Source organism: Pseudoalteromonas sp. C12FD-1, assembly GCF_037414265.1.
Lineage (GTDB): Bacteria > Pseudomonadota > Gammaproteobacteria > Enterobacterales > Alteromonadaceae > Pseudoalteromonas.
Map to the genome: position 1 here is coordinate 1 of NZ_JBBEVD010000032.1, position 19,110 is coordinate 19,110.

Consider the following 19,110-nt stretch of genomic DNA (forward strand, 5'->3'; position numbering starts at 1 on the left):
CCGTTGGTGCGCGACGGGTCGCGTCCTACGTTCTGGCAACTGAGCTAGTGCCGCTTTATAACTTACTCAAACACACCAACCCCGCGAGGGTTATCGTCTTGAGCGGGGCAGGATTCTACAATAATCTAATGTGTTTGCAAGTGTTTTTTACAAATTAAAGAATTTTTCTCTATACACCTTTAATTCCATAATAGAATCTTTAATGTCGTCAAGCGCAAGGTGTGACCCTTTTTTATTCACCTGTGCCAAAACTTCAGGCTTCCAACGTCGGGCAAGTTCTTTAATCGTGCTTACATCTAAATTGCGATAATGAAAAAAGTCTTCAAGCTCGCGCATGTATTTATTCATAAAGCGTCGGTCTTGGCCTATTGAGTTACCACACATAGGTGATTTACCTGCCGGCACCCACTGCTTTAAAAAATTAAGCGTTTGTTCAACCGCATAAGCCTCATCATATGTACTGGCTTTACAACGCGCCGTTAAACCCGACTTACCATGCTGCGTAGTACACCATTCGTCCATGCCATCCAACAGCTCATCACTTTGGTGAATAGCTATAGTAGGACCTTCCGCGAGTATATTTAAATCGGCATCAGTTACTACTGTTGCAATTTCGAGTATTTTATCTGTAGCCGGCTCAAGTCCTGTCATTTCCAGATCAAGCCAAATTAAATTAGATTCATTAATAGTCATAGTAACCTTAAACAGTGCTTTTCTTTAGATCCAACGCATTTCGATATATCATATTAGCATCAACCGTCGAGCTAAAGCTTTTTTTATACCATTTTGGTTAATTAAGTAATCTATTTTGAGGTAGTAAAACCTTGTCGATAGCAAGGCAAAAATTTTGTTATTTAGTTGTTCTAAATGAGAAATTTTTAACCTAGCTAGCGTCAGGTTTAGCCACTCAAAATGGTTAGGTATTGCCAACTGGTATTAACGTAAAGCCGACATTTAAACCAAGGTTATAGGCCAAAAGTGGCAAAACAGAAAAAATTAAGTAAAGGCCAATCTCGCAGGATCAAGGCTAATCATCAAAAGCGCTTAAATAACGCCGATACAAAATCAGCAAAAGGTGGCGTACAAGAGTGGCAAACAGATAATCTGGGCGCTACCGAAAACGCCATTGTGATCAGTCGATTTGGACAACACGCCGATGTAGAAACACAAGAGGGTGACGTATTACGCTGTAATATTCGCCGCACCGTTACAAACTTAGTGTGTGGTGACGAAGTATTATTTCGCCGCGCAAAAGTAAGCGAAGGCGACTTAGCTGGGGTTATTGAAGCAACACAAGAGCGTCGCTCGCAACTCACGCGCCCCGACTTTTACGATGGCGTAAAAGTAATCGCTGCCAACATAGACCAAATTTTAATGGTCTCCGCAGTATTACCTGAGTTTACACCGAGTATTATTGACCGCTATTTAATAGCCTGTGAAGACATGGGCATTGAGCCAATTTTGGTACTTAACAAAATCGATTTAATCGACGATGAAGGGCTAAGTGAAATACAAAAAGTACTCGATATATACCGTGGCCTTGGCTATCAGGTTTTACTAGTAAGTAGCGTGACCGGTGAAGGCATTGATGATTTAAAAAACGTACTGGTTGATAAAAATAATATTTTTGTTGGTCAAAGTGGCGTAGGTAAATCAACTTTAGTTAATACTGTACTTCCTGATGCCGAAATATTAACAAAAGAAGTATCAGAAAACAGTGGTTTAGGGCAACATACCACCACTGTATCGCGCTTACATCACCTACCAAGTGGTGGTAACCTAATTGATTCACCAGGAATACGTGAGTTTGGTTTATGGCACTTAGAGGTGGAGCGTGTTACTTGGTGCTTTAAAGAATTTAGAGAATTTATAGGCGGATGTCGTTTTAGAGATTGTAAGCATTTAAACGATCCGGGCTGTATAATTCAACAAGCGGTAGCCGATGGCGATATTTCGCAAATGCGATTCGATAGCTACCACCGTATTTTAGAAACAATGGCCGATGGCCGTGCTGGTGCTCGCGCACCTCGCGTTTAATTTAGGAAACAATCTGTGAGTTTAGACAAATTTAAAATTGCAATGCAGTACGCAATGCCAAAGCACTTTATTTCACGCGTAGTAGGAAAACTAGCAGCAGCTAAAGCGGGTGCATTAACTACAACGCTAATCAAATTGTTTATTAAGCAATACAAAATAGACATGAATGAGGCTAAATATTCAGACCCCGCCCATTATAAAACATTTAATGAGTTTTTTACTCGCCCATTAAAAGACGGCGTACGACCAATGGCCGAGGGTGACAACATTATTACTCACCCTGTAGATGGTGCAATTAGCCAACTGGGTGACATTGTTGATGGGCAGCTAATACAGGCAAAAGGTCATGACTACAGCCTACAAGCGCTATTAGGCGGCTCTGAAGACGACACTACCCCCTTTTTAGGTGGTAAATTTGCGACTATTTATTTAGCGCCAAAAGACTATCACCGTATTCATATGCCAATAGACGGTACACTAAGTAAAATGATTTATGTACCGGGCGACTTATTTTCGGTAAATCCACTCACAGCGCAAAATGTGCCAAATTTATTTGCTCGTAACGAGCGTGTAGTGGCTATTTTTGAAACCGAAATTGGCCCACTTGCTATGGTACTTGTAGGCGCAACCATTGTTGCCAGCATAGAGACCGTATGGGCAGGCACAGTAACGCCACCCGCTGGTAGCGATGTATTTAGCTGGAACTACCCAACTAAAGGCGAAAACGCCATCACCCTTAAAAAAGGGGAAGAAATGGGCCGCTTTAAACTAGGCTCAACAGTAGTACTAGCATGGGGTGCAGATAAAGCAGACATTTTAGACGACCAACTGCCAGAAACAGTAACGCGTTTAAACACCGCATTTGCAACAATTAAAGAAAGTGCAGAGCTGTAAGCTGTAAGTTGTCAGTTGTCAGTTGTCAGTTGTCAGTTGTCAGTTGTCAGTTAAAGATTAGAAAGCACCGCGTTTATTACAAACGCGGTGCTTTTTTATTGGTAGACGTATAGCTTGCTCACGTTAGAAGCGCAGCTTCTCATGGCTTAACCCCTAGTTTAGCCTCGTGAATTACTTCATACTTTATCCACCGCACTCTTTGCAGTTTAAATCTTTAACTACTTTAAAATGCTGTTGTTTTAAGCTCAGCGCATCGAAGGTAATAAACACACTTCCCTCAACATGCCCTAATAGCATATTAAGCGTAAGCTGGGCCTGCATAGAGCCTATAACCCCTAACAATGGGCTTATTACACCGGCATTACTACAATTTACAGCGGGGGCGGCGTCATTTTTTGTAAAAATGCAGCCATAACACGGGCTATTACTTTTCCTAAAATCAAACCCCATTAACTGCCCTTTCGTTGCCAGTGCTGCACCTGCAATTAATGGGGTTTTATTGGCAATACAATAGCGATTAACACTATAACGTGTGGCAAAATTATCTGAGCAATCAAGCACTACATCGGCATTATTTAAAAGCTCAGCAGCGTTATTATCATCGAGTTTTTTACAATGTGTCACTATATCTATTTGATTATTTAGACTCGCTAATACTTTGCCAGCGGCCGCTACCTTGCTTTGCCCTAGGTGATTTACTTTATAAAGCACTTGGCGCTGTAAGTTAGATAGCTCAACCGCATCATCGTCTATTAAAACTAGCGTACCAATACCCGCCGCAGCTAAATACAAAAGCGCAGGGCTACCTAACCCGCCAGCACCGACTACAGCAACAGTTGCAGCTTTTAGTGCTAACTGCCCTTCTAGCCCTACCTCTTCTAATAATAAGTGGCGACTATAACGCAGGGTTTCTTTATCGTTGAGTTTATCCATTAGGCTGGTTTATAGCGCTTTGTAGCGCACTAATTGCTGCAATATAATCATCCGATTCAGTAATCGCTCGTACAACAGCAACACTGCCTACTCCTGTATTTGCAACTTCGCTTGCGCGGGCTAAATCTATGCCGCCAATGGCAACCGTTGGGTAGCTTTGCATTAATGGCACACACTTTTTAAGCTTATCGAGCCCTTGTATTTGCCCGCTCATATCCTTGGTGGTGGTTGGGTAAATAGCACCAAACGCCATATAACTTGGTCGGTAGTTGTGGGCACGGAGCATTTCGTAAAAGCCGTGTGTAGAAAGCCCAAGTCTTAACCCTGCCTCTTTAATAGCTGCTAAATTAGCAGTTTCTAAATCCTCTTGCCCTAAGTGTACGCCGTAGGCACCGTGCTTAATTGCCAACTGCCAATAGTCGTTTATAAATACGTGAGCGTGGTGCTTTTTACCCAGCTCTACGGCCTGTTTTATGAGTTCATCAAGCTCAAGGCCAGTTTTATTTTTAACACGAAGTTGCGCGGTCGTAATACCTTGCTGTAAACATTTTTCTAGCCAATCTAGGCTATCGACCACAGCATATAAGCCTAAATTTTTACTCTCACAAGGAGCAAAATCTGCAGCCATATTAAATTCAAGCGGCACATCAAAATCTAGTTCATCACCAAGCCAGCTACCTGGCTCTATAACTTGCGGGTAGTCATCTAAATTTGTAGGAAAAGCAGTATGCGCAACAGGGCCTATTCCTTCGCCGTACCTAACCGACTGCTTTAAGCCCTGATTTATATAAGCTTTGGCTAAAATAAAGGCATCTTTTAGCGGGTAGTCTTTTGCTAAACAGGCGGCAATTACCGAGGCCATGCTGCAACCGGTACCATGACTATGAGGGCTTTGAATTTTTTTATTACCAAGCCAATACTCTTCGCCGTTTTGTGTGCAGTAATCAATACAATAACCTGATGGGTAATCCCAGTGCCCGCCTTTAATAACAACCGCTTTTGCGCCCCAACTTAATAACTTATTTGCAGCGTCTTTCACGGCGCTTGGGCCAATTAAATACACCCCTGTTAATAATTGCGTTTCGTGCGTGTTAGGCGTTATTACATCCACCAGCGGCATTAAGCATTCTTTAATAGCACTTACGGTATCTTCTTCGGTTAATACATCACCGCTTGATGCAATAGCAACGGGGTCATAAACTATCACTGGCGGTACAGGCCATTTAGCTTTGTAATGCGCTATATGCTCGCTTATTAATTGAATTTGCTGCACATTAGCCAGCATGCCAATTTTAATTACTTTGGCTTTCATATCGCTTTCGAGTGCAAGTAATTGCGATTCAATAATATCGGTAGACACTGCATTAATAGCCTCTACGCCTAAACTATTTTGTGCAGTAAGCGCCGTAATTGCCGTGCAGCCATGCACACCAAAACTTTGCATTGCTTTTATATCAGCTTGAATGCCTGCACCGCCGCCAGAGTCAGATCCGGCAATTGTCCACACTAAATTATTCATACTCTTTATTTCCTTACTGCTGATGCCAAAACGGCATACCCATTGTAGGGGTTGAGGGGGCTGCTAGATCTTTTTCGGGCATTGCTTTGGCATTAAATGCAAAGCACCCTGCCTCTACTGCGGCTTTAAATGCACGGCTCATCGTAACTGGGCAGCCAGCCCCTGCAATGGCTGAATTTAATAATACCGCATCATACCCTAACTCAAGTGCTTGGCAGGCATGCGAAGGTAAGCCAAGGCCCGCATCAACAATTAATGTTGTATTTGGTAAACGCTCGCGAATGGTTTTTAGATTATAACTATTTAACAAGCCTTTACCGGTGCCTATTGGCGCCCCCCACGGCATAAGCACCTCACACCCTAGCTCGTTTAAGCGCTGACAAAGTACTAAGTCATCGGTGCAGTAGGGTAATACTTTAAAGCCATCATCAATTAATATTTTTGTGGCTTCTAAAAGTGCAAATGGGTCGGGTTGTAAGTTGTAGTCATCACCTATTAGTTCAAGCTTAATCCAATCGGTTGCAAATACTTCACGGCACATTTTAGCAAGTGTTACAGCTTCTTTTACACTGTGGCACCCTGCTGTGTTTGGCAGTATTTTAAGGCCAGTATTTTTAATTAATTGCCAAAAATTATCCCCCGCTGCCACGCTTTGCTGGCGCCTTAATGACACCGTTACTATTTGCGCGCCAGAGGCTTTTATTGACTCTTCCATCACCGCTGGCGATGGATAAAGCGCCGAGCCTATTAACAATCGGCTATTAAATTGTTCACCATAAATAGTTAGGCTATCGTTACCTTGCATCATGCTACCCGCCTTGGATAGGCGACAACAACTCGATGCTATCCCCTTCATTAATCGTAGTGCTGGCGTGCAGGCTTTGTGGAATAAACTCGCCATTTATCGCCACTGCAAAAGGCGGCTTAGCACCAAAATTTTGTAATATTTCAACAAGCTTTGCGCTTTTAATAGTTAGCCGCTCACCATTAATTGTTATCGTCATTTATTACTCACCCTATTTTTGATAACGCATCAGTCACTAACGCAGGGCCCAACATATAACCATGGCGATATAACCCGTTAATGCTAATTACGTTACCTTCTTTTAAAACTTCTGGTCGGTTGTTTTTAAATGCAGGGCGCAGCCCGCTTTGAATATTTAACAGCCGAGCTTCGGCAAACCCGCTGTGCACAGTGTAGGCCGCCGAGAGCAGCTCGAGTGTGGAGCGCACCGTTGCAGGGCCACTATCGTCAGACTCAATTTCGGTTGCACCGATCACGTATTCATTATTTGGTTTTGGCGCTATGTAAATTGGGTAACGCGGGTGCATTAAACGCACCGGCCGCATTAAATTAACCTCTGGCGCATAAAGCCTGGCTACTTCTCCGCGTACTCCTCTCAGTGGCTTATCGGCTTTAGCACCTAAGCCACGACAATCAATAATGTAATCAAACGGGCGGTTATTCACCTCGCCGTTTTGAATGCTAACGCGTTGGTTAAAAACAAACTTAACCTTGCGTTTATTAAGCATGGTAAAACTTGCTTTATAAAAAGCCTGATTATCTATTTGCCCTTCGCAGGGTAAAAACACACCTTGATTAAAACGATCAGCTAATTCGGGCTCTAACTGCGTTATTTGCTGAGCATTTAACGTCTGCGCGCTGTGCCCTGCTATTGGCTTTATTCGCTGGCTAAAACTTTGTAAGTCACCTTTATCTTGCTGGTGCGCCACAACCAGCGTGCCTTTTTGCTGATAAAATACTTCACCTTCAAGCTCGCTCACTATCTCTGGCCAGCGCTTGAGTGAATTTAGCCCCATAATGGCTAAATCCGTTTCACACATTACCGACTCAGCAAGCGGAGCAAGCATTGCTGCAGCCACTTTACCGGCACTATTTTGTGTGTGTTCATCACTGGCTTCAAACACTGTTACATGATGCGACTTACTAAGCTCAAGGGCAGCTAAACGCCCTGCTAAGCCAAAGCCCACAACCGCAATGTTGCAAAACATAAAACCTCCTAAATGAAGCCCATAGCCATCAGTTTTCAGCTGTCAGTAAAGCAACTATTGCCTCTATGTTACTTACTTTATTACCGATAACTGACAGCTAATGCTCAAAGCTGCGCTACAGCGCTTTATGATAAATTTCTGAGCCGGTTTGTTTAAACTCTTCAGATTTCGCTTTCATTTGCGCTTCTACATCAACCATTTTGATCTCAATTGCATCGCCAACATTGTTAGGATCAATCCCACGAGATTCGAGATCTTTGGCGTAATCGCGTACCTCTTGGGTAATTTTCATTGAGCAAAATTTAGGCCCGCACATAGAGCAAAAGTGCGCTACTTTGCCAGATTCTTGCGGTAGGGTTTCGTCGTGATATTCACGGGCACGTTCTGGGTCTAAACCAATGTTAAATTGGTCGTGCCATCTAAATTCAAAGCGTGCTTTTGATAAGGCATTATCGCGCTCTTGCGCGCCGGGGTGGCCTTTAGCTAAATCGGCCGCATGCGCTGCAATTTTGTAGGTAATTAGGCCCTCTTTTACATCTTCTTTATTGGGCAAACCTAAATGCTCTTTTGGTGTTACATAACACAGCATTGCACAGCCGTACCACGCTATTTGTGCAGCACCTATACCCGATGTAATATGGTCGTACCCTGGTGCTATATCGGTCGTTAATGGGCCTAATGTGTAAAAAGGCGCTTCGCCACAATGTTCTAATTGCTCATCCATATTGGCTTTAATCATGTGCATTGGCACATGGCCAGGGCCTTCTATAAATACTTGTACGTCGTGTTTCCACGCAATTTTTGTAAGCTCCCCTAGCGTACGAAGCTCACTAAATTGCGCCTCATCGTTAGCATCGGCAATCGAACCTGGACGAAGGCCATCACCGAGTGAAAAACACACGTCGTATTGTTTTAAAATTTCACAAATATCTTCAAAGTGCGTATATAAAAAGTTTTCTTTGTGGTGCGCTAAACACCACTTAGCCATAATTGAGCCACCGCGCGATACAATACCGGTTACGCGTTTTGCCGTCATTGGCACATAACGCAGTAATACACCTGCATGAATAGTAAAGTAATCAACACCTTGCTCGGCTTGCTCAATCAAGGTATCGCGAAAAATCTCCCACGTTAAATCTTCAGCCACTCCGTTTACTTTTTCAAGCGCTTGGTAAATGGGTACTGTGCCAATAGGCACAGGTGAATTACGTACAACCCATTCACGCGTTTCGTGAATGTAGCGCCCGGTTGATAAATCCATTACGGTATCGGCACCCCAACGGGTAGACCACACCATTTTTTCTACTTCTTCTTCGATTGATGAGCTTACCGATGAATTACCAATATTAGCGTTAACTTTAACTAAAAAATTACGTCCTACTATCATGGGCTCGGTTTCTGGGTGGTTAATGTTATTTGGTAAAATAGCGCGACCGCGGGCTATTTCGTCACGTACAAATTCAGGGGTAATAAAGTCAGGAATACTCGCCCCAAACGACTCGCCTTTGTGCTGTGCTGCTAGCAGCTCTTCTCTAATTTTTGCACGGCCCATGTTTTCGCGTATGGCTACGTATTCCATTTCAGGGGTAATAATGCCTTGGCGAGCGTAATGCATTTGCGTTACGTTTTTACCCGCTTTACCACGGCGAATTTTAGGTAAATGCTCAAAGCGAATATGATCAAGCCCATCATCGGCCATACGCTGCTGGGCAAATTGTGAGGTAACCGAGTTGAGCACTTCAGTATCGTTACGATCTTTAATCCACTGCTCGCGAAATTTAGGTAAGCCTTTGCGTACATCTAATTCAAAATTTGGATCGGTGTACGGGCCTGATGTATCGTAAACACGCAGAGGATCGTTTGGCTCATACACAGGGTTTTGCTCAGTACCGCCAATAAATGTGTCGCTTAATGTTATTTCGCGCATCCCCACACGTACACCGCTTAGGCTGCCCTCAACATACACTTTTTGTGAGCTTGGAAATGGCTGACCCGTTAAGTTATAAATGTATTCAGACGCAGCTGCGCGTGTTTCGCGACGTGTAGTTTTATTTGTAGTATTTGACATGACTTACCTCATTGCTAAAGGGTTGTCTTGTCAGATATTCCATAAGGAATAGAGAAAGATCGTAAAGTAGCCGTAATGCTACTTTGCAGCCTAAAAAGATAACATTTTGTTGTGCGCATAAAAAAAGACGCACAAGCGTCCCGTTTTAGGCAGCTTGTTCCCTACGCAGGTATTAACCTGATCAGGTTCACGGATCCCGCTTTCGCGATCTCAGCCTAAGTTAAACTTAGGCACTCCGACAAGTATTGATATATAAAATTTGTTCGTTGATTTGACAAATAATTCGTCTAATCTGCGCTGAGTGTACGCCAGTTAAAAATTGCCTGCAAGGGCTACTTTAAATACTCAGGCCGCTACTTTGCAATAAACAAAAAAGTTTGCTCGCCCTGTATAACTAGCTGTGAGCCTTGCATGGTAAGCGTTGCCCCTTCTCTTAGCGCTTGTAAAAACTGCTGCTCTAGCTCATCAACGTCTGCTCCGCATGATTTACGCGTCATGCCTAGTTTGTTAACGCTAATGTTGCTGTCTTCAAGCTCGCCTTCACCAAAAAACTTATTACATCCTGCAAACCCGTTCACTTGCAACGCTTCAATAAAGCTCATTGATGCACTGTAAGAGGCCGGCACAGCTAAACCATCAACCTTTGATAGTTGCCATTGTGTGTACTTTAGCTGCTCAGTGGTCACCGTCCCTGTGGCTGTACAACCAATACATAAACCGATTAAAAGCATCGGTAGTGCTGCTAATTTCATGCTATTTCTAACTAAATATTTAATTACTGTAATAGTAACAATTTTTATGCGGTTTATCCGTTAAAAATGCATGTTTTAAATGTAAATTTTTGTTCTATGGTAGTTTAAAAGTTAAACAGCTTAATTTAGATCACAATTTTTAAATAAGTTATCCATTTCGGGTGGTAAAAAAGGGCGTCCTTTTTCGTTAACCGATGTACCAATTACTCTGGCTTGAAGCATTATTTTTTCATCGCTTTTGCGAACTATTGCCTGTTTAAACGCAAACTTTAATCGGCTTATACGCTCAGGCTCTACCGATACGTAAAATTCATCTTCAGGCACAAGTGAATGCTTGTAATCAACCTCACTACGTATCACCACTAAGTTAACTTTTTGCTTTGCAAGCAATGCAAAATCGACCCCATTAGCAAATAAAAACTCATGACGAGCATGCTCTAAATAATTAAAGTACACACTGTTATTTACAATACCTTGCAAGTCACATTCATAATGGCGCACTTTAAAATCAACTTTAAAGGTCATATTAGTAATCCTGATTATTTAACGTATAATCGCTGCGTTATAACACAAGTATTAAAATAATTGCTACCATACGAGTCCCTAAAATGGAGTTAAGTAACCCAATGAACCTACGTTTGTCTTTAATTACTGCGGCGTTATTACCGCTAATTAGTACACCACTTATAGCAAACGCTGATGACAGCGACTTAGAAAGAATTGTTGTTACCGGCGACTTTCAACGTGAAAGCATCCAAACACTAAGCGCCAGTGCTAGCCTATTTAGCGAATCTGAAATTAATCAACGTGGTGCAACTTACTTAGACGAAATGCTAGGCAGTACAGCCAACGTAAACTTTACCTCAGGTGCGTCTCGTGGTCGTTATATTCAAATTCGTGGAGTGGGACTTCGTTCACAATTTGTAGACCCAATTAACCCATCGGTTGGTTTAGTTATTGACGGCATTAACTACTCAGGTCTTGGTGGTAGCTCATTATTGTTTGATATAGACCACGTAGAAATTTACCGCGGCCCACAAGGCACGCGCTTTGGCGCAGACGGCATGGCCGGTATGATCCAAATGGAATCAGCACAAGCAACCGCCGATCCTAGTTTAAAATTACAAGTGGGTATGGGCACATACAACTCACGCGAAGCAGGCCTTGCAGCAAGTACAGGCTTAACGGATGATACAAGCGCACGTATAAGCTACTTTCGTAGAAAATCAGACGGCTATGTAGATAACCTATATTTAAATGACGAAACTCAACAACAAGATGAGCAGGTAGCGCGCTTTAAATTAAACAGCCAACTTACTGAGCATTTAAATACCGAACTAAACCTACACTACATAGATATAAACAACGGCTACGATGCGTTCACGCTCGATAACAGCCGTAATAGCGTGGCCGACGAGCCAGGCCAAGATAATCAACAAAGCTATGCAATAGGGATTAATAATACCTACACAGGGTTTGATGCCTTTGACGTAAGTTTAAACCTCTCAGCCATAGACTCAGAGCTACTTTACAGCTTTGACGAAGACTGGGTATGTAACGATGCAAGCGAGCCACAATTATGTGCAGCAGGCTTGCACCCTTGGGGTTATAGCTCTACCGATGTATACACGCGTGATCGTGACGATCAATCAGCTAATTTACAACTAAATTCTAAAACAGGTAACTGGGTTGCGGGTGTTTACTATCAAAACCGCGACGTAGATTTAGAGCGTGAATACACTTGGCTTGCAAGTCCATTTGCTTCAACTTATGAAACTAGTAACGTAGCTGTTTACGGCCAAGTTGCCACACCTATTGGCCCTAAAACCACGCTAATTACTGGCTTACGTGTAGAGCAATATCAAGGTGATTACACCGACAGCAACGGCTTTATTGAAGAGACAGACGACGTAATGGTTGGCGGTAAAATAGCACTTGAATACCAAGTGATTGATCGCACTATGATCTACACCAGCATTACCCGTGGTTATAAAGCTGGCGGAATTAACTCAGAAGCATTAGCAAAAGCAAAAGATGAAGGTTTAAACCTAGATGCTGATTTTTTCCAGCAGCATACTAGCTTTGACCCTGAATACCTTTGGAGCGGCGAGTTTGGCGTTAAAGGCTCATCGCTTGATGATAAGTTTACCCTGCGTTTAGCCGCATTTTATATGCACCGCGACAACATTCAGTTAAAAGCATGGCAAGTAGAAGGTCAGCAATTTACAGGCTACGTTGATAATGCAAGCTCAGGTAGTAACTACGGGCTAGAGGTTGAAGGTAGTTACCAACTAACCGAAGACTTATTCTTAACAGGTAGCGCCGGTTACTTAAATACAGAAATTGATGACTTTGTAACGCAATCTGGCTTAAACCAAGACGGTCGTGAACAAGCGCAATCACCTAAGTATCAATACGCATTTAGCGCGCGTTACAACTTTACTAATGAGCTGTACGGTATGATTGGGGTTGAAGGTAAAGACGATTACTACTTCTCAGATAGCCATAACTCACAAGCACCCAGCAGCAATTTAGTAAACCTAAGTTTAGGCTACGAAGCCGAAATGTGGGCAGTACGTGCATGGGCACGTAACGTATTTGACGAAGAAGTACCAACCCGCGGCTTTGAGTTTGGTAACGACCCTCTTGATGGCTACGAAACACATACTTACGTGCAATTAGGTGAGCCAAGAGTAGCGGGTATAACGTTTACGTTAGAGCTGTAAAATAAAGCTGTTAGTTTTAGCTGTCAGTTGTCAGTTGTCAGTTGTCAGTTGTCAGTTGTCAGTTGTCAGTTGTCAGTTGTCAGTTAAAGATTATAAAACACCGCGTTTAATTAAAGCGCGGTGTTTTTTTATTGGCGTGAAGCTTGCTCACGCAAAGCTGTTAAGACTCAATACGCGGCATAAAGCCACGACTACAACACGACCCTCTAAAGCGCAGCGCCTCCTAACCTCTTTGTAAATAAATCACTTAATATTTTGCACAATGAGAAGTGAAAGAGGAATAAATGAGAAAACATACAAGTAGCAGCGAGTTTACCTCGCGTCTGGGTTCATTATTTTAAAACGGCATAAATACCAAATGCGCCAGCAAGCAAGGCGCCTACTTTAAAACACAATGTGCGTGAAGCTTGCTCACGCAAAGCTGTTAAGACTCAATACGCGGCATAAAGCCACGACTACAACATGACCCTCTAAAGCGCAGCGCCTCCTAACCTCTTTGTAAATAAATCACTTAATATTTTGCACAATGAGAAGTGAAAGAGGAATAAATGAGAAAACATACAAGTAGCAGCGAGTTTACCTCGCGTCTGGGTTCAGTATTTTAAAACGGCATAAATACCAAATGCGCCAGCAAGCAAAGGCCTACTTTAAAACACAATGTCGTAGGCGTGAAGCTTGCTCACGCAAAGCTGTTAAGACTCAATACGCGGCATAAAGCCACGTCTACAGGTAAAGCATTACGCCCTATCTACGTCAAACGCGATGACTTCTTTTATTGTGTCTTTTTCGGTGGCTAGCATTACTAGCCTGTCTATACCCATTGCAACGCCTGCACACTTTGGAAGCCCGTGTTCAAGTGCGGCAATTAAACGAGTATCCATAGTTACGTGTTTTAACCCATTGGCAGCGCGATAGGCGTTATCTTCATCAAAGCGTTTTGCCTGCTCTTTGGCATTAGTTAGCTCATTAAAGCCGTTTGCTAACTCCATATTTTTATAATAAAGCTCAAAGCGCCCTGCTACGCGGTTATCGTGCTCACAAATTTGTGCCAGTGCCGCTTGCGATGCCGGAAAGTGATATACAAAACACGGTTTAGTTTGCCCAATGGTTGGCTCTACTTTCATACAAAATAACAGCTGCAATAAGGTATCTTTATTTGCCTCGTTTTTAGCTATGTCGGTAAAACCGTGATCGCAGGCAAGTGCTTGTAATTGCGCAAGCGTAGCTGTTAATGGGTCAAGTGATAACACCTGCTCAAATGCTTGCTGGTAAGTCAGTCGCTCCGCAGGCTCTACATTTAAAATAAGCTGCATTAGCTCATCCATCTCGTCCATTAATGCAAACTCATCAAACCCGGGGCGGTACCACTCAAGCATAGTAAATTCGGGATTATGATGACTCCCCGCTTCTTCATTTCTAAATGCCTTACAAAGCTGGAATATTGGCCCAGAGCCTGCGGCTAACAAGCGCTTCATGGCAAATTCGGGCGATGTTTGCAAATAAAGCGGCAAACCACCAGCGTGGCCTGGGCCTACAAAAGTGGTACTAAAACTCGCTAAATGCACATCGGTTACGCTTGCACCGCTTAAGCTCGGTGTTTCTACTTCCATTACATTACGCGTATAAAAAAACTCGCGAATGGTTCGCAATATAGCTGCACGCTTTTTAAGGGTATTTATGCTTGCACTAGGTGCCCAAGGTGTTGCTGACATATTTTCTCCAAAAAAAATCCCAGCTTAAGCCGGGATTTTATAAACCATACTTAAGCTTACTTAACACGGCCTACGTATTCACCACTACGAGTGTCTACTTTAATAACTTCGCCTATTTGTACGAATAATGGAACACGTACTACAGCACCTGTGCTAAGCGTTGCAGGTTTACCACCTGTGCCCGCTGTATCACCTTTTAGGCCAGGATCTGTTTCAGTGATCTCAAGCTCAACAAAGTTAGGTGGCGTAACCGCAATTGGGCTACCGTTCCATAGCGTAATAGTACAAACGTCGTTTTCAACTAGCCATTTGCCAGCATCGCCAAGTGCTTTTTCGTCAGCGGCTATTTGCTCAAATGTTTCATTGTTCATAAAATGCCAAAACTCACCGTCTGTGTAAAGGTACGCTAGGTCGGTATCCATTACATCGGCACCTTCAACTGATTCACCCGATTTAAAGGTTTTTTCAAGTACCTTGCCAGAAATAAGCTTACGGATACGAACACGGTTAAACGCTTGGCCTTTACCAGGTTTTACCATTTCGTTTTCTAAAATACTGCAAGGTTCGCCGTCCATCATAATTTTTAGGCCGCCCTTGAACTCGTTGGTGCTATAATTCGCCATCGTTTCCTCTATTTAATTTTTTCGAGTAATCTACGTGCCAATGATACAAAGAAATGAAGCAAATTTGCATAAAAACTGGCAAAAAGAATTAGCAAATGTAGTTACCTGCCCAAAAACCTTGCTTGAAATGGTCGGTTTATCGAGCCAAGCCCATGAAAACGACCTAAAAGCCCGCAGTTTATTTCCGGTACGCGTGCCAGTCCCATTTATAAAAAAAATACGTAAGGGCGATGCAAACGACCCCTTATTGCTACAAGTTATGCCACGCCACCAAGAGTTTTTAACTAAAACTGGTTTTAATAAAGACCCATTGCTTGAGCAAGACAACGAGCAGCCTGGGCTTTTACATAAGTATAAATCCCGTGTTTTAATTATGTTTAAAACCGGCTGTGCAGTAAATTGCCGTTACTGCTTTAGACGCCACTTCCCGTATCAAGAAAACCAGCTTAATAAAAAAAGCCTGCTTGAAGCGCTGAGCTATATAAAATCAGATGCCAACATAAACGAAGTGATTTTAAGTGGTGGCGACCCACTTATGGCCAAAGACGATGCCATTAGCTGGTTTTTAGATGAGCTTGAACAATTACCGCAAATTAAACGCATGCGAATACACAGCCGTTTACCTGTGGTAATACCTGCGCGAATTACCGATGAGCTGTGCGCGAGGCTAAAGCAATCACCGCTAAAAATTGTGTTTATTAACCATATAAACCACGCCAACGAAATAGACGACGAGTTTAAAGCCGCCATGCAAAAGCTAAAGCAAGCAGGCGTAACGTTATTAAACCAAGCAGTTATTTTAAAAGAGGTGAACGATACCGTTGAGGCACAAATAAATTTAAGCGAGGCGTTATTTGATGCAGACGTACTGCCCTATTATTTGTATTTGCTAGATAAAGTTGAAGGCGCAAGCCACTTTGATATAGAAGAGCCACAGGCAATAAAAATAATGGCAGAGCTATTAAAAGCCCTGCCCGGATTTTTAGTGCCTAAATTGGTAAGAGAAATAGGCGGTCAAAAAAGCAAAACACCTATCGATCTTAAGCTAGTTTAAACGTACACGTTTATATTATTGCCAAGCGTTGCAGTGACCGACTGAGCCGGTGATTGCGCACTTGTTGGCTGGGCAGCACCTTCAATAAGTGCAAGTGCTGCTGCGCCATCTGCCAATTGCTGCTTTTTAGACAAAGCAGCAGTATAAACTTCACCACCTTGGCCAGAGCTAGACATAGCGGGTAAATTTCCACCTGATATATTCATCGTTATAAGCCTTAATCAACCTGACATTTAAATGTAATCCAAGTACTATATCGGCAATGCAGTACAAAGCTTTAGGAAAACCATGGATTCTATAATTGAACAACTCAACGCTAACTTAAAAATTGTTTATCGCCAAGCACTTGATGCCGACAAAAAACTAGATGAACTACAGCAACAAGGCCACGGTAAATTTAAAGCCTTATTCCCAGCCGATGCCGGATTTAGTTTTGAAGCTAAACGTTTTAAGCCATACGTACTTGACGTAGCAGCCGATGTAGAAAGCTTAAGCACTGATGGTTTTGATGAAGAAAAGCTTAAAACAACGGTTATTAAGCTACAACAGTTACTTACCCTGCTCGCTACGTTTAAATAATAGCGGTTAGCGGTTAGCGGTTAGCGGTTAGCGGTTAGCGGTTAGCGGTTAGCGGTTAGCGGTTAGCCAGAATAAATTCCAAATACACTAGCAAGCAAGGCGCCTACAATAAATTTAGCCCCAGCGCTTATTTCGGCTGTAGACGTAGAGCTTGCTCACGTAAGAAGCGCAGCTTCTCATGGTTTTAAAATATAATAACCAATGTAAAAGCGCAGTTTTTATACGCCAGCAGGCTGCGCGTCTACTTGGCGATGATTGCAACTTCGTGACTTTAATCGAAGCAGTGAAGCCTGTTCACACAACACTGCCTAATCTAAATTTGCTAAAATTTGCTCGCCAAACCACTCTGTAATTAAGCGTTTTTCATAAAAAAACGGTTCATCGCGACCCATTTTAATTTTATCCATAAAGCCCATGTCTTTCAGCTCTACATCGTTTGCTTCACTTATAACACTACCATCGTTATCAACAAGCGAGTAATTGAGCTTAATGCGCGGAAAATAAATAGGTTTTACTACGCGTATTTCATCCATACCGCCATAGCGTACATCGCCTGCTAAATCGATATCGGTTATTTCTAAATTTAGCTTGTAGCCTTTTGGCAACTGCTCGGCAAGTTTAGAAAAATGTTTTTCAAACTGAGTAGCAATTTGTTTATGGTACGACGCTTTGCCCTGGCTAGAAGCGCGCACGTCGCGGTAGTCTTTAAAATCTTGCCACTTAACTACAGATTCTCCAGCGTGTGCAAATGCAGGTAATGTAATACACATTGCCATAGCGATTGATTTAACTGAATTCATAGCATTCTCCAAAGGGGCAGTACTAATTATTTAGACTTAGCCCAGTAATATAACTAATAATTTTAGCAGTGATTGATTAACTATAACTTAATGCGACATTTAAACTACTTTAATATGCATTTAACTATATGACCCCCTCTCAGTAATAAAAGTTACAGATAAAGCATGTAAATCATCACAATTTATGGTGAAATTAAAATAATTGAAAAAGGTATCCACGGAGCATTCATGGCAATTTTAGTAACAGGCGGCGCAGGCTATATAGGCTCACACACCGTTTTAGAACTTTTACAGCAAGGCAGCGAAGTTGTTGTTGTTGATAATTTGAGTAACGCATCAAAAGAGTCGCTTGCCCGCGTAAAGCAAATCACAGGCAAAGAAGCCACGTTTTACCAAGGCGACATTTTAGATAAAGTTTTTTTAGACACTATTTTTACTCGTCATCAAATTGAAAGTGTTATTCACTTTGCAGGTTTAAAGTCGGTTGGCGAGTCAGTCGCTAAACCTGTTGAGTATTACCAAACCAACGTACAAGGTACGTTAACGCTTGTAGATGCCATGCGTGATGCTGGCGTATTTAAACTCGTATTTAGCTCATCAGCAACCGTTTACGGCGATCCTGCAAGCTTGCCTATTAAAGAAGACTTCCCGGTAGGTGGCACAACTAACCCGTATGGCACATCAAAACTGATGGTTGAGATGATGCTGCAAGATATTGCTAAATCAGATGAGCGCTTTGCGTTTGCTATTTTGCGTTACTTTAACCCTGTGGGCGCACATGAGTCGGGATTAATTGGCGAAGATCCTAACGGTATACCAAATAACTTACTGCCATTTATTGCCCAAGTTGCAGTCGGTAAATTAAAGCAGCTTGCTGTATTTGGTGATGACTACGACACCATTGATGGCACTGGTGTGCGCGACTATATTCACGTTGTAGATTTAGCAATGGGGCACTTAAAAGCGCTTGATAAAATTGCCAACAATACCGGCGCGCTGGTATATAACCTTGGCACAGGCAATGGTTACTCTGTACTGCAAATGGTTAACGCCTTTATAAAAGCCAGCGGCCAAGAGGTTCCTTATCAAGTATCGCCACGCCGACCTGGCGATATTGCTGCATGTTACGCCGCGCCAGAAAAAGCCCTTAATGAGCTTGGTTGGAAAGCAGTACGTGGAATAGATGCCATGATGGAAGACACATGGCGCTGGCAGTCAAATAACCCTAATGGTTATAAAAGTTAATTAAAAATACTTTATAGATTTTGCCTGTTTGGCAAGCAGGCAAATTACCTACAAGTAAATTTAACCACCGCGTAATTTTTGGTGTAGACGTAGGGCTTGCTCAGGGTTAATACAAAGCTTCTCATTGTTTTAAAAAGTAATAAACACTGTAAAAG

Annotated in this window: 19 protein-coding genes and 1 riboswitch; of the genes, 6 read left to right on the forward strand and 13 right to left on the reverse strand. The window is 42.5% G+C overall.

Annotated features, from left to right (window positions below):
• Positions 1 to 147 precede the first annotated feature (147 nt).
• The gene (orn, locus tag WDB87_RS00845) at positions 148 to 693 is read right to left on the reverse strand and encodes an oligoribonuclease (RefSeq protein ID WP_055016877.1); all 546 of its coding nucleotides are present in this window, start codon (positions 691 to 693) and stop codon (positions 148 to 150) included.
• A gap of 285 nt (positions 694 to 978) precedes the next feature.
• Between orn and rsgA the strand changes: the two genes are divergently transcribed.
• Together rsgA and asd are read left to right on the forward strand one after the other, a co-directional pair.
• Positions 979 to 2,037: a small ribosomal subunit biogenesis GTPase RsgA gene (rsgA, locus tag WDB87_RS00850; protein ID WP_337848735.1), complete on the forward strand. Its 1,059-nt coding sequence runs from the start codon at positions 979 to 981 to the stop codon at positions 2,035 to 2,037.
• Between the two features lie 15 nt (positions 2,038 to 2,052).
• On the forward strand, positions 2,053 to 2,931 hold the full coding sequence (asd, locus tag WDB87_RS00855) for an archaetidylserine decarboxylase (protein ID WP_337848736.1): 879 nt from the start codon (positions 2,053 to 2,055) through the stop codon (positions 2,929 to 2,931).
• A 183-nt stretch (positions 2,932 to 3,114) separates the two neighbouring features.
• Here asd and WDB87_RS00860 read toward each other — a convergent pair whose 3' ends face one another.
• The 8 genes from WDB87_RS00860 to WDB87_RS00895 form a co-directional block, all read right to left on the reverse strand.
• A complete protein-coding gene (locus WDB87_RS00860) occupies positions 3,115 to 3,864 on the reverse strand; it encodes a HesA/MoeB/ThiF family protein (RefSeq protein ID WP_337848737.1) in 750 nt (249 codons plus the stop codon).
• The gene (gene thiE / locus WDB87_RS00865) at positions 3,857 to 5,383 is read right to left on the reverse strand and encodes a thiamine phosphate synthase (RefSeq protein ID WP_337848738.1); all 1,527 of its coding nucleotides are present in this window, start codon (positions 5,381 to 5,383) and stop codon (positions 3,857 to 3,859) included. The genes WDB87_RS00860 and thiE overlap by 8 nt, the downstream gene beginning before the upstream one ends.
• A 13-nt stretch (positions 5,384 to 5,396) precedes the next feature.
• Entirely contained in the window at positions 5,397 to 6,188 is a 792-nt protein-coding gene (locus tag WDB87_RS00870; RefSeq protein ID WP_337848780.1) for a thiazole synthase, read from the reverse strand.
• 4 nt (positions 6,189 to 6,192) lie between these two features.
• Positions 6,193 to 6,387, reverse strand: coding sequence for a sulfur carrier protein ThiS (gene thiS, locus WDB87_RS00875; RefSeq protein WP_337848739.1), 195 nt, complete (start codon positions 6,385 to 6,387; stop codon positions 6,193 to 6,195).
• A 7-nt stretch (positions 6,388 to 6,394) separates the two neighbouring features.
• Positions 6,395 to 7,396 (reverse strand): FAD-dependent oxidoreductase, encoded by a 1,002-nt coding sequence (locus WDB87_RS00880; RefSeq protein ID WP_286246078.1) that lies wholly within the window; start codon positions 7,394 to 7,396, stop codon positions 6,395 to 6,397.
• Positions 7,397 to 7,511: 115 nt separating this feature from the next.
• Entirely contained in the window at positions 7,512 to 9,464 is a 1,953-nt protein-coding gene (gene thiC / locus WDB87_RS00885) for a phosphomethylpyrimidine synthase ThiC (RefSeq protein ID WP_337848740.1), read from the reverse strand.
• Positions 9,465 to 9,605: 141 nt separating this feature from the next.
• Positions 9,606 to 9,712, reverse strand: a riboswitch (TPP riboswitch).
• A gap of 105 nt (positions 9,713 to 9,817) precedes the next feature.
• Positions 9,818 to 10,216: an META domain-containing protein gene (locus WDB87_RS00890; RefSeq protein WP_337848741.1), complete on the reverse strand. Its 399-nt coding sequence runs from the start codon at positions 10,214 to 10,216 to the stop codon at positions 9,818 to 9,820.
• A 120-nt stretch (positions 10,217 to 10,336) separates the two neighbouring features.
• On the reverse strand, positions 10,337 to 10,741 hold the full coding sequence (locus tag WDB87_RS00895; protein ID WP_055016870.1) for an acyl-CoA thioesterase: 405 nt from the start codon (positions 10,739 to 10,741) through the stop codon (positions 10,337 to 10,339).
• 83 nt (positions 10,742 to 10,824) lie between these two features.
• Here WDB87_RS00895 and WDB87_RS00900 point away from each other — a divergent pair, with 83 nt between their 5' ends.
• Positions 10,825 to 12,942, forward strand: coding sequence for a TonB-dependent receptor (locus tag WDB87_RS00900; RefSeq protein ID WP_337848742.1), 2,118 nt, complete (start codon positions 10,825 to 10,827; stop codon positions 12,940 to 12,942).
• Positions 12,943 to 13,679: 737 nt separating this feature from the next.
• Here WDB87_RS00900 and epmA read toward each other — a convergent pair.
• Complete coding sequence (gene epmA, locus WDB87_RS00905; protein ID WP_337848743.1) at positions 13,680 to 14,654, reverse strand: elongation factor P--(R)-beta-lysine ligase; 975 nt, start codon at positions 14,652 to 14,654, stop codon at positions 13,680 to 13,682.
• A 56-nt stretch (positions 14,655 to 14,710) separates the two neighbouring features.
• Entirely contained in the window at positions 14,711 to 15,277 is a 567-nt protein-coding gene (efp, locus tag WDB87_RS00910) for an elongation factor P (protein ID WP_006792061.1), read from the reverse strand.
• Positions 15,278 to 15,317: 40 nt separating this feature from the next.
• On the opposite strand from efp, the gene epmB reads away from it, so the two are divergent.
• A complete protein-coding gene (gene epmB, locus WDB87_RS00915; RefSeq protein WP_337848744.1) occupies positions 15,318 to 16,331 on the forward strand; it encodes an EF-P beta-lysylation protein EpmB in 1,014 nt (337 codons plus the stop codon).
• Here epmB and WDB87_RS00920 read toward each other — a convergent pair.
• Entirely contained in the window at positions 16,328 to 16,537 is a 210-nt protein-coding gene (locus WDB87_RS00920) for a hypothetical protein (protein ID WP_337848745.1), read from the reverse strand. The genes epmB and WDB87_RS00920 overlap by 4 nt on opposite strands.
• Before the next feature lie 82 nt (positions 16,538 to 16,619).
• Here WDB87_RS00920 and WDB87_RS00925 point away from each other — a divergent pair, with 82 nt between their 5' ends.
• The gene (locus WDB87_RS00925) at positions 16,620 to 16,910 is read left to right on the forward strand and encodes a hypothetical protein (RefSeq protein ID WP_004587953.1); all 291 of its coding nucleotides are present in this window, start codon (positions 16,620 to 16,622) and stop codon (positions 16,908 to 16,910) included.
• Positions 16,911 to 17,218: 308 nt separating this feature from the next.
• Here the strand turns inward: WDB87_RS00925 and WDB87_RS00930 are convergent, their stop codons facing one another.
• Entirely contained in the window at positions 17,219 to 17,710 is a 492-nt protein-coding gene (locus WDB87_RS00930; RefSeq protein ID WP_055018928.1) for a DUF3016 domain-containing protein, read from the reverse strand.
• 228 nt (positions 17,711 to 17,938) lie between these two features.
• On the opposite strand from WDB87_RS00930, the gene galE reads away from it, so the two are divergent.
• Entirely contained in the window at positions 17,939 to 18,955 is a 1,017-nt protein-coding gene (galE, locus tag WDB87_RS00935; RefSeq protein ID WP_337848746.1) for a UDP-glucose 4-epimerase GalE, read from the forward strand.
• Positions 18,956 to 19,110: the final 155 nt, after the last annotated feature.

Bases quoted from the DNA above. Each gene is read 5' to 3' on its own strand.
- WDB87_RS00920 (WP_337848745.1), bottom strand. From the start codon at position 16,537: ATGAATATATCAGGTGGAAATTTACCCGCTATGTCTAGCTCTGGCCAA.
- WDB87_RS00860 (WP_337848737.1), bottom strand. From the start codon at position 3,864: ATGGATAAACTCAACGATAAAGAAACCCTGCGTTATAGTCGCCACTTA.
- WDB87_RS00930 (WP_055018928.1), bottom strand. From the start codon at position 17,710: ATGAATTCAGTTAAATCAATCGCTATGGCAATGTGTATTACATTACCT.
- WDB87_RS00900 (WP_337848742.1), top strand. From the start codon at position 10,825: ATGGAGTTAAGTAACCCAATGAACCTACGTTTGTCTTTAATTACTGCG.
- galE (WP_337848746.1), top strand. From the start codon at position 17,939: ATGGCAATTTTAGTAACAGGCGGCGCAGGCTATATAGGCTCACACACC.
- thiS (WP_337848739.1), bottom strand. From the start codon at position 6,387: ATGACGATAACAATTAATGGTGAGCGGCTAACTATTAAAAGCGCAAAG.
- WDB87_RS00890 (WP_337848741.1), bottom strand. From the start codon at position 10,216: ATGAAATTAGCAGCACTACCGATGCTTTTAATCGGTTTATGTATTGGT.
- epmB (WP_337848744.1), top strand. From the start codon at position 15,318: ATGATACAAAGAAATGAAGCAAATTTGCATAAAAACTGGCAAAAAGAA.
- WDB87_RS00880 (WP_286246078.1), bottom strand. From the start codon at position 7,396: ATGTTTTGCAACATTGCGGTTGTGGGCTTTGGCTTAGCAGGGCGTTTA.
- WDB87_RS00870 (WP_337848780.1), bottom strand. From the start codon at position 6,188: ATGCAAGGTAACGATAGCCTAACTATTTATGGTGAACAATTTAATAGC.
- efp (WP_006792061.1), bottom strand. From the start codon at position 15,277: ATGGCGAATTATAGCACCAACGAGTTCAAGGGCGGCCTAAAAATTATG.
- WDB87_RS00925 (WP_004587953.1), top strand. From the start codon at position 16,620: ATGGATTCTATAATTGAACAACTCAACGCTAACTTAAAAATTGTTTAT.
- thiE (WP_337848738.1), bottom strand. From the start codon at position 5,383: ATGAATAATTTAGTGTGGACAATTGCCGGATCTGACTCTGGCGGCGGT.
- thiC (WP_337848740.1), bottom strand. From the start codon at position 9,464: ATGTCAAATACTACAAATAAAACTACACGTCGCGAAACACGCGCAGCT.
- orn (WP_055016877.1), bottom strand. From the start codon at position 693: ATGACTATTAATGAATCTAATTTAATTTGGCTTGATCTGGAAATGACA.
- epmA (WP_337848743.1), bottom strand. From the start codon at position 14,654: ATGTCAGCAACACCTTGGGCACCTAGTGCAAGCATAAATACCCTTAAA.
- WDB87_RS00895 (WP_055016870.1), bottom strand. From the start codon at position 10,741: ATGACCTTTAAAGTTGATTTTAAAGTGCGCCATTATGAATGTGACTTG.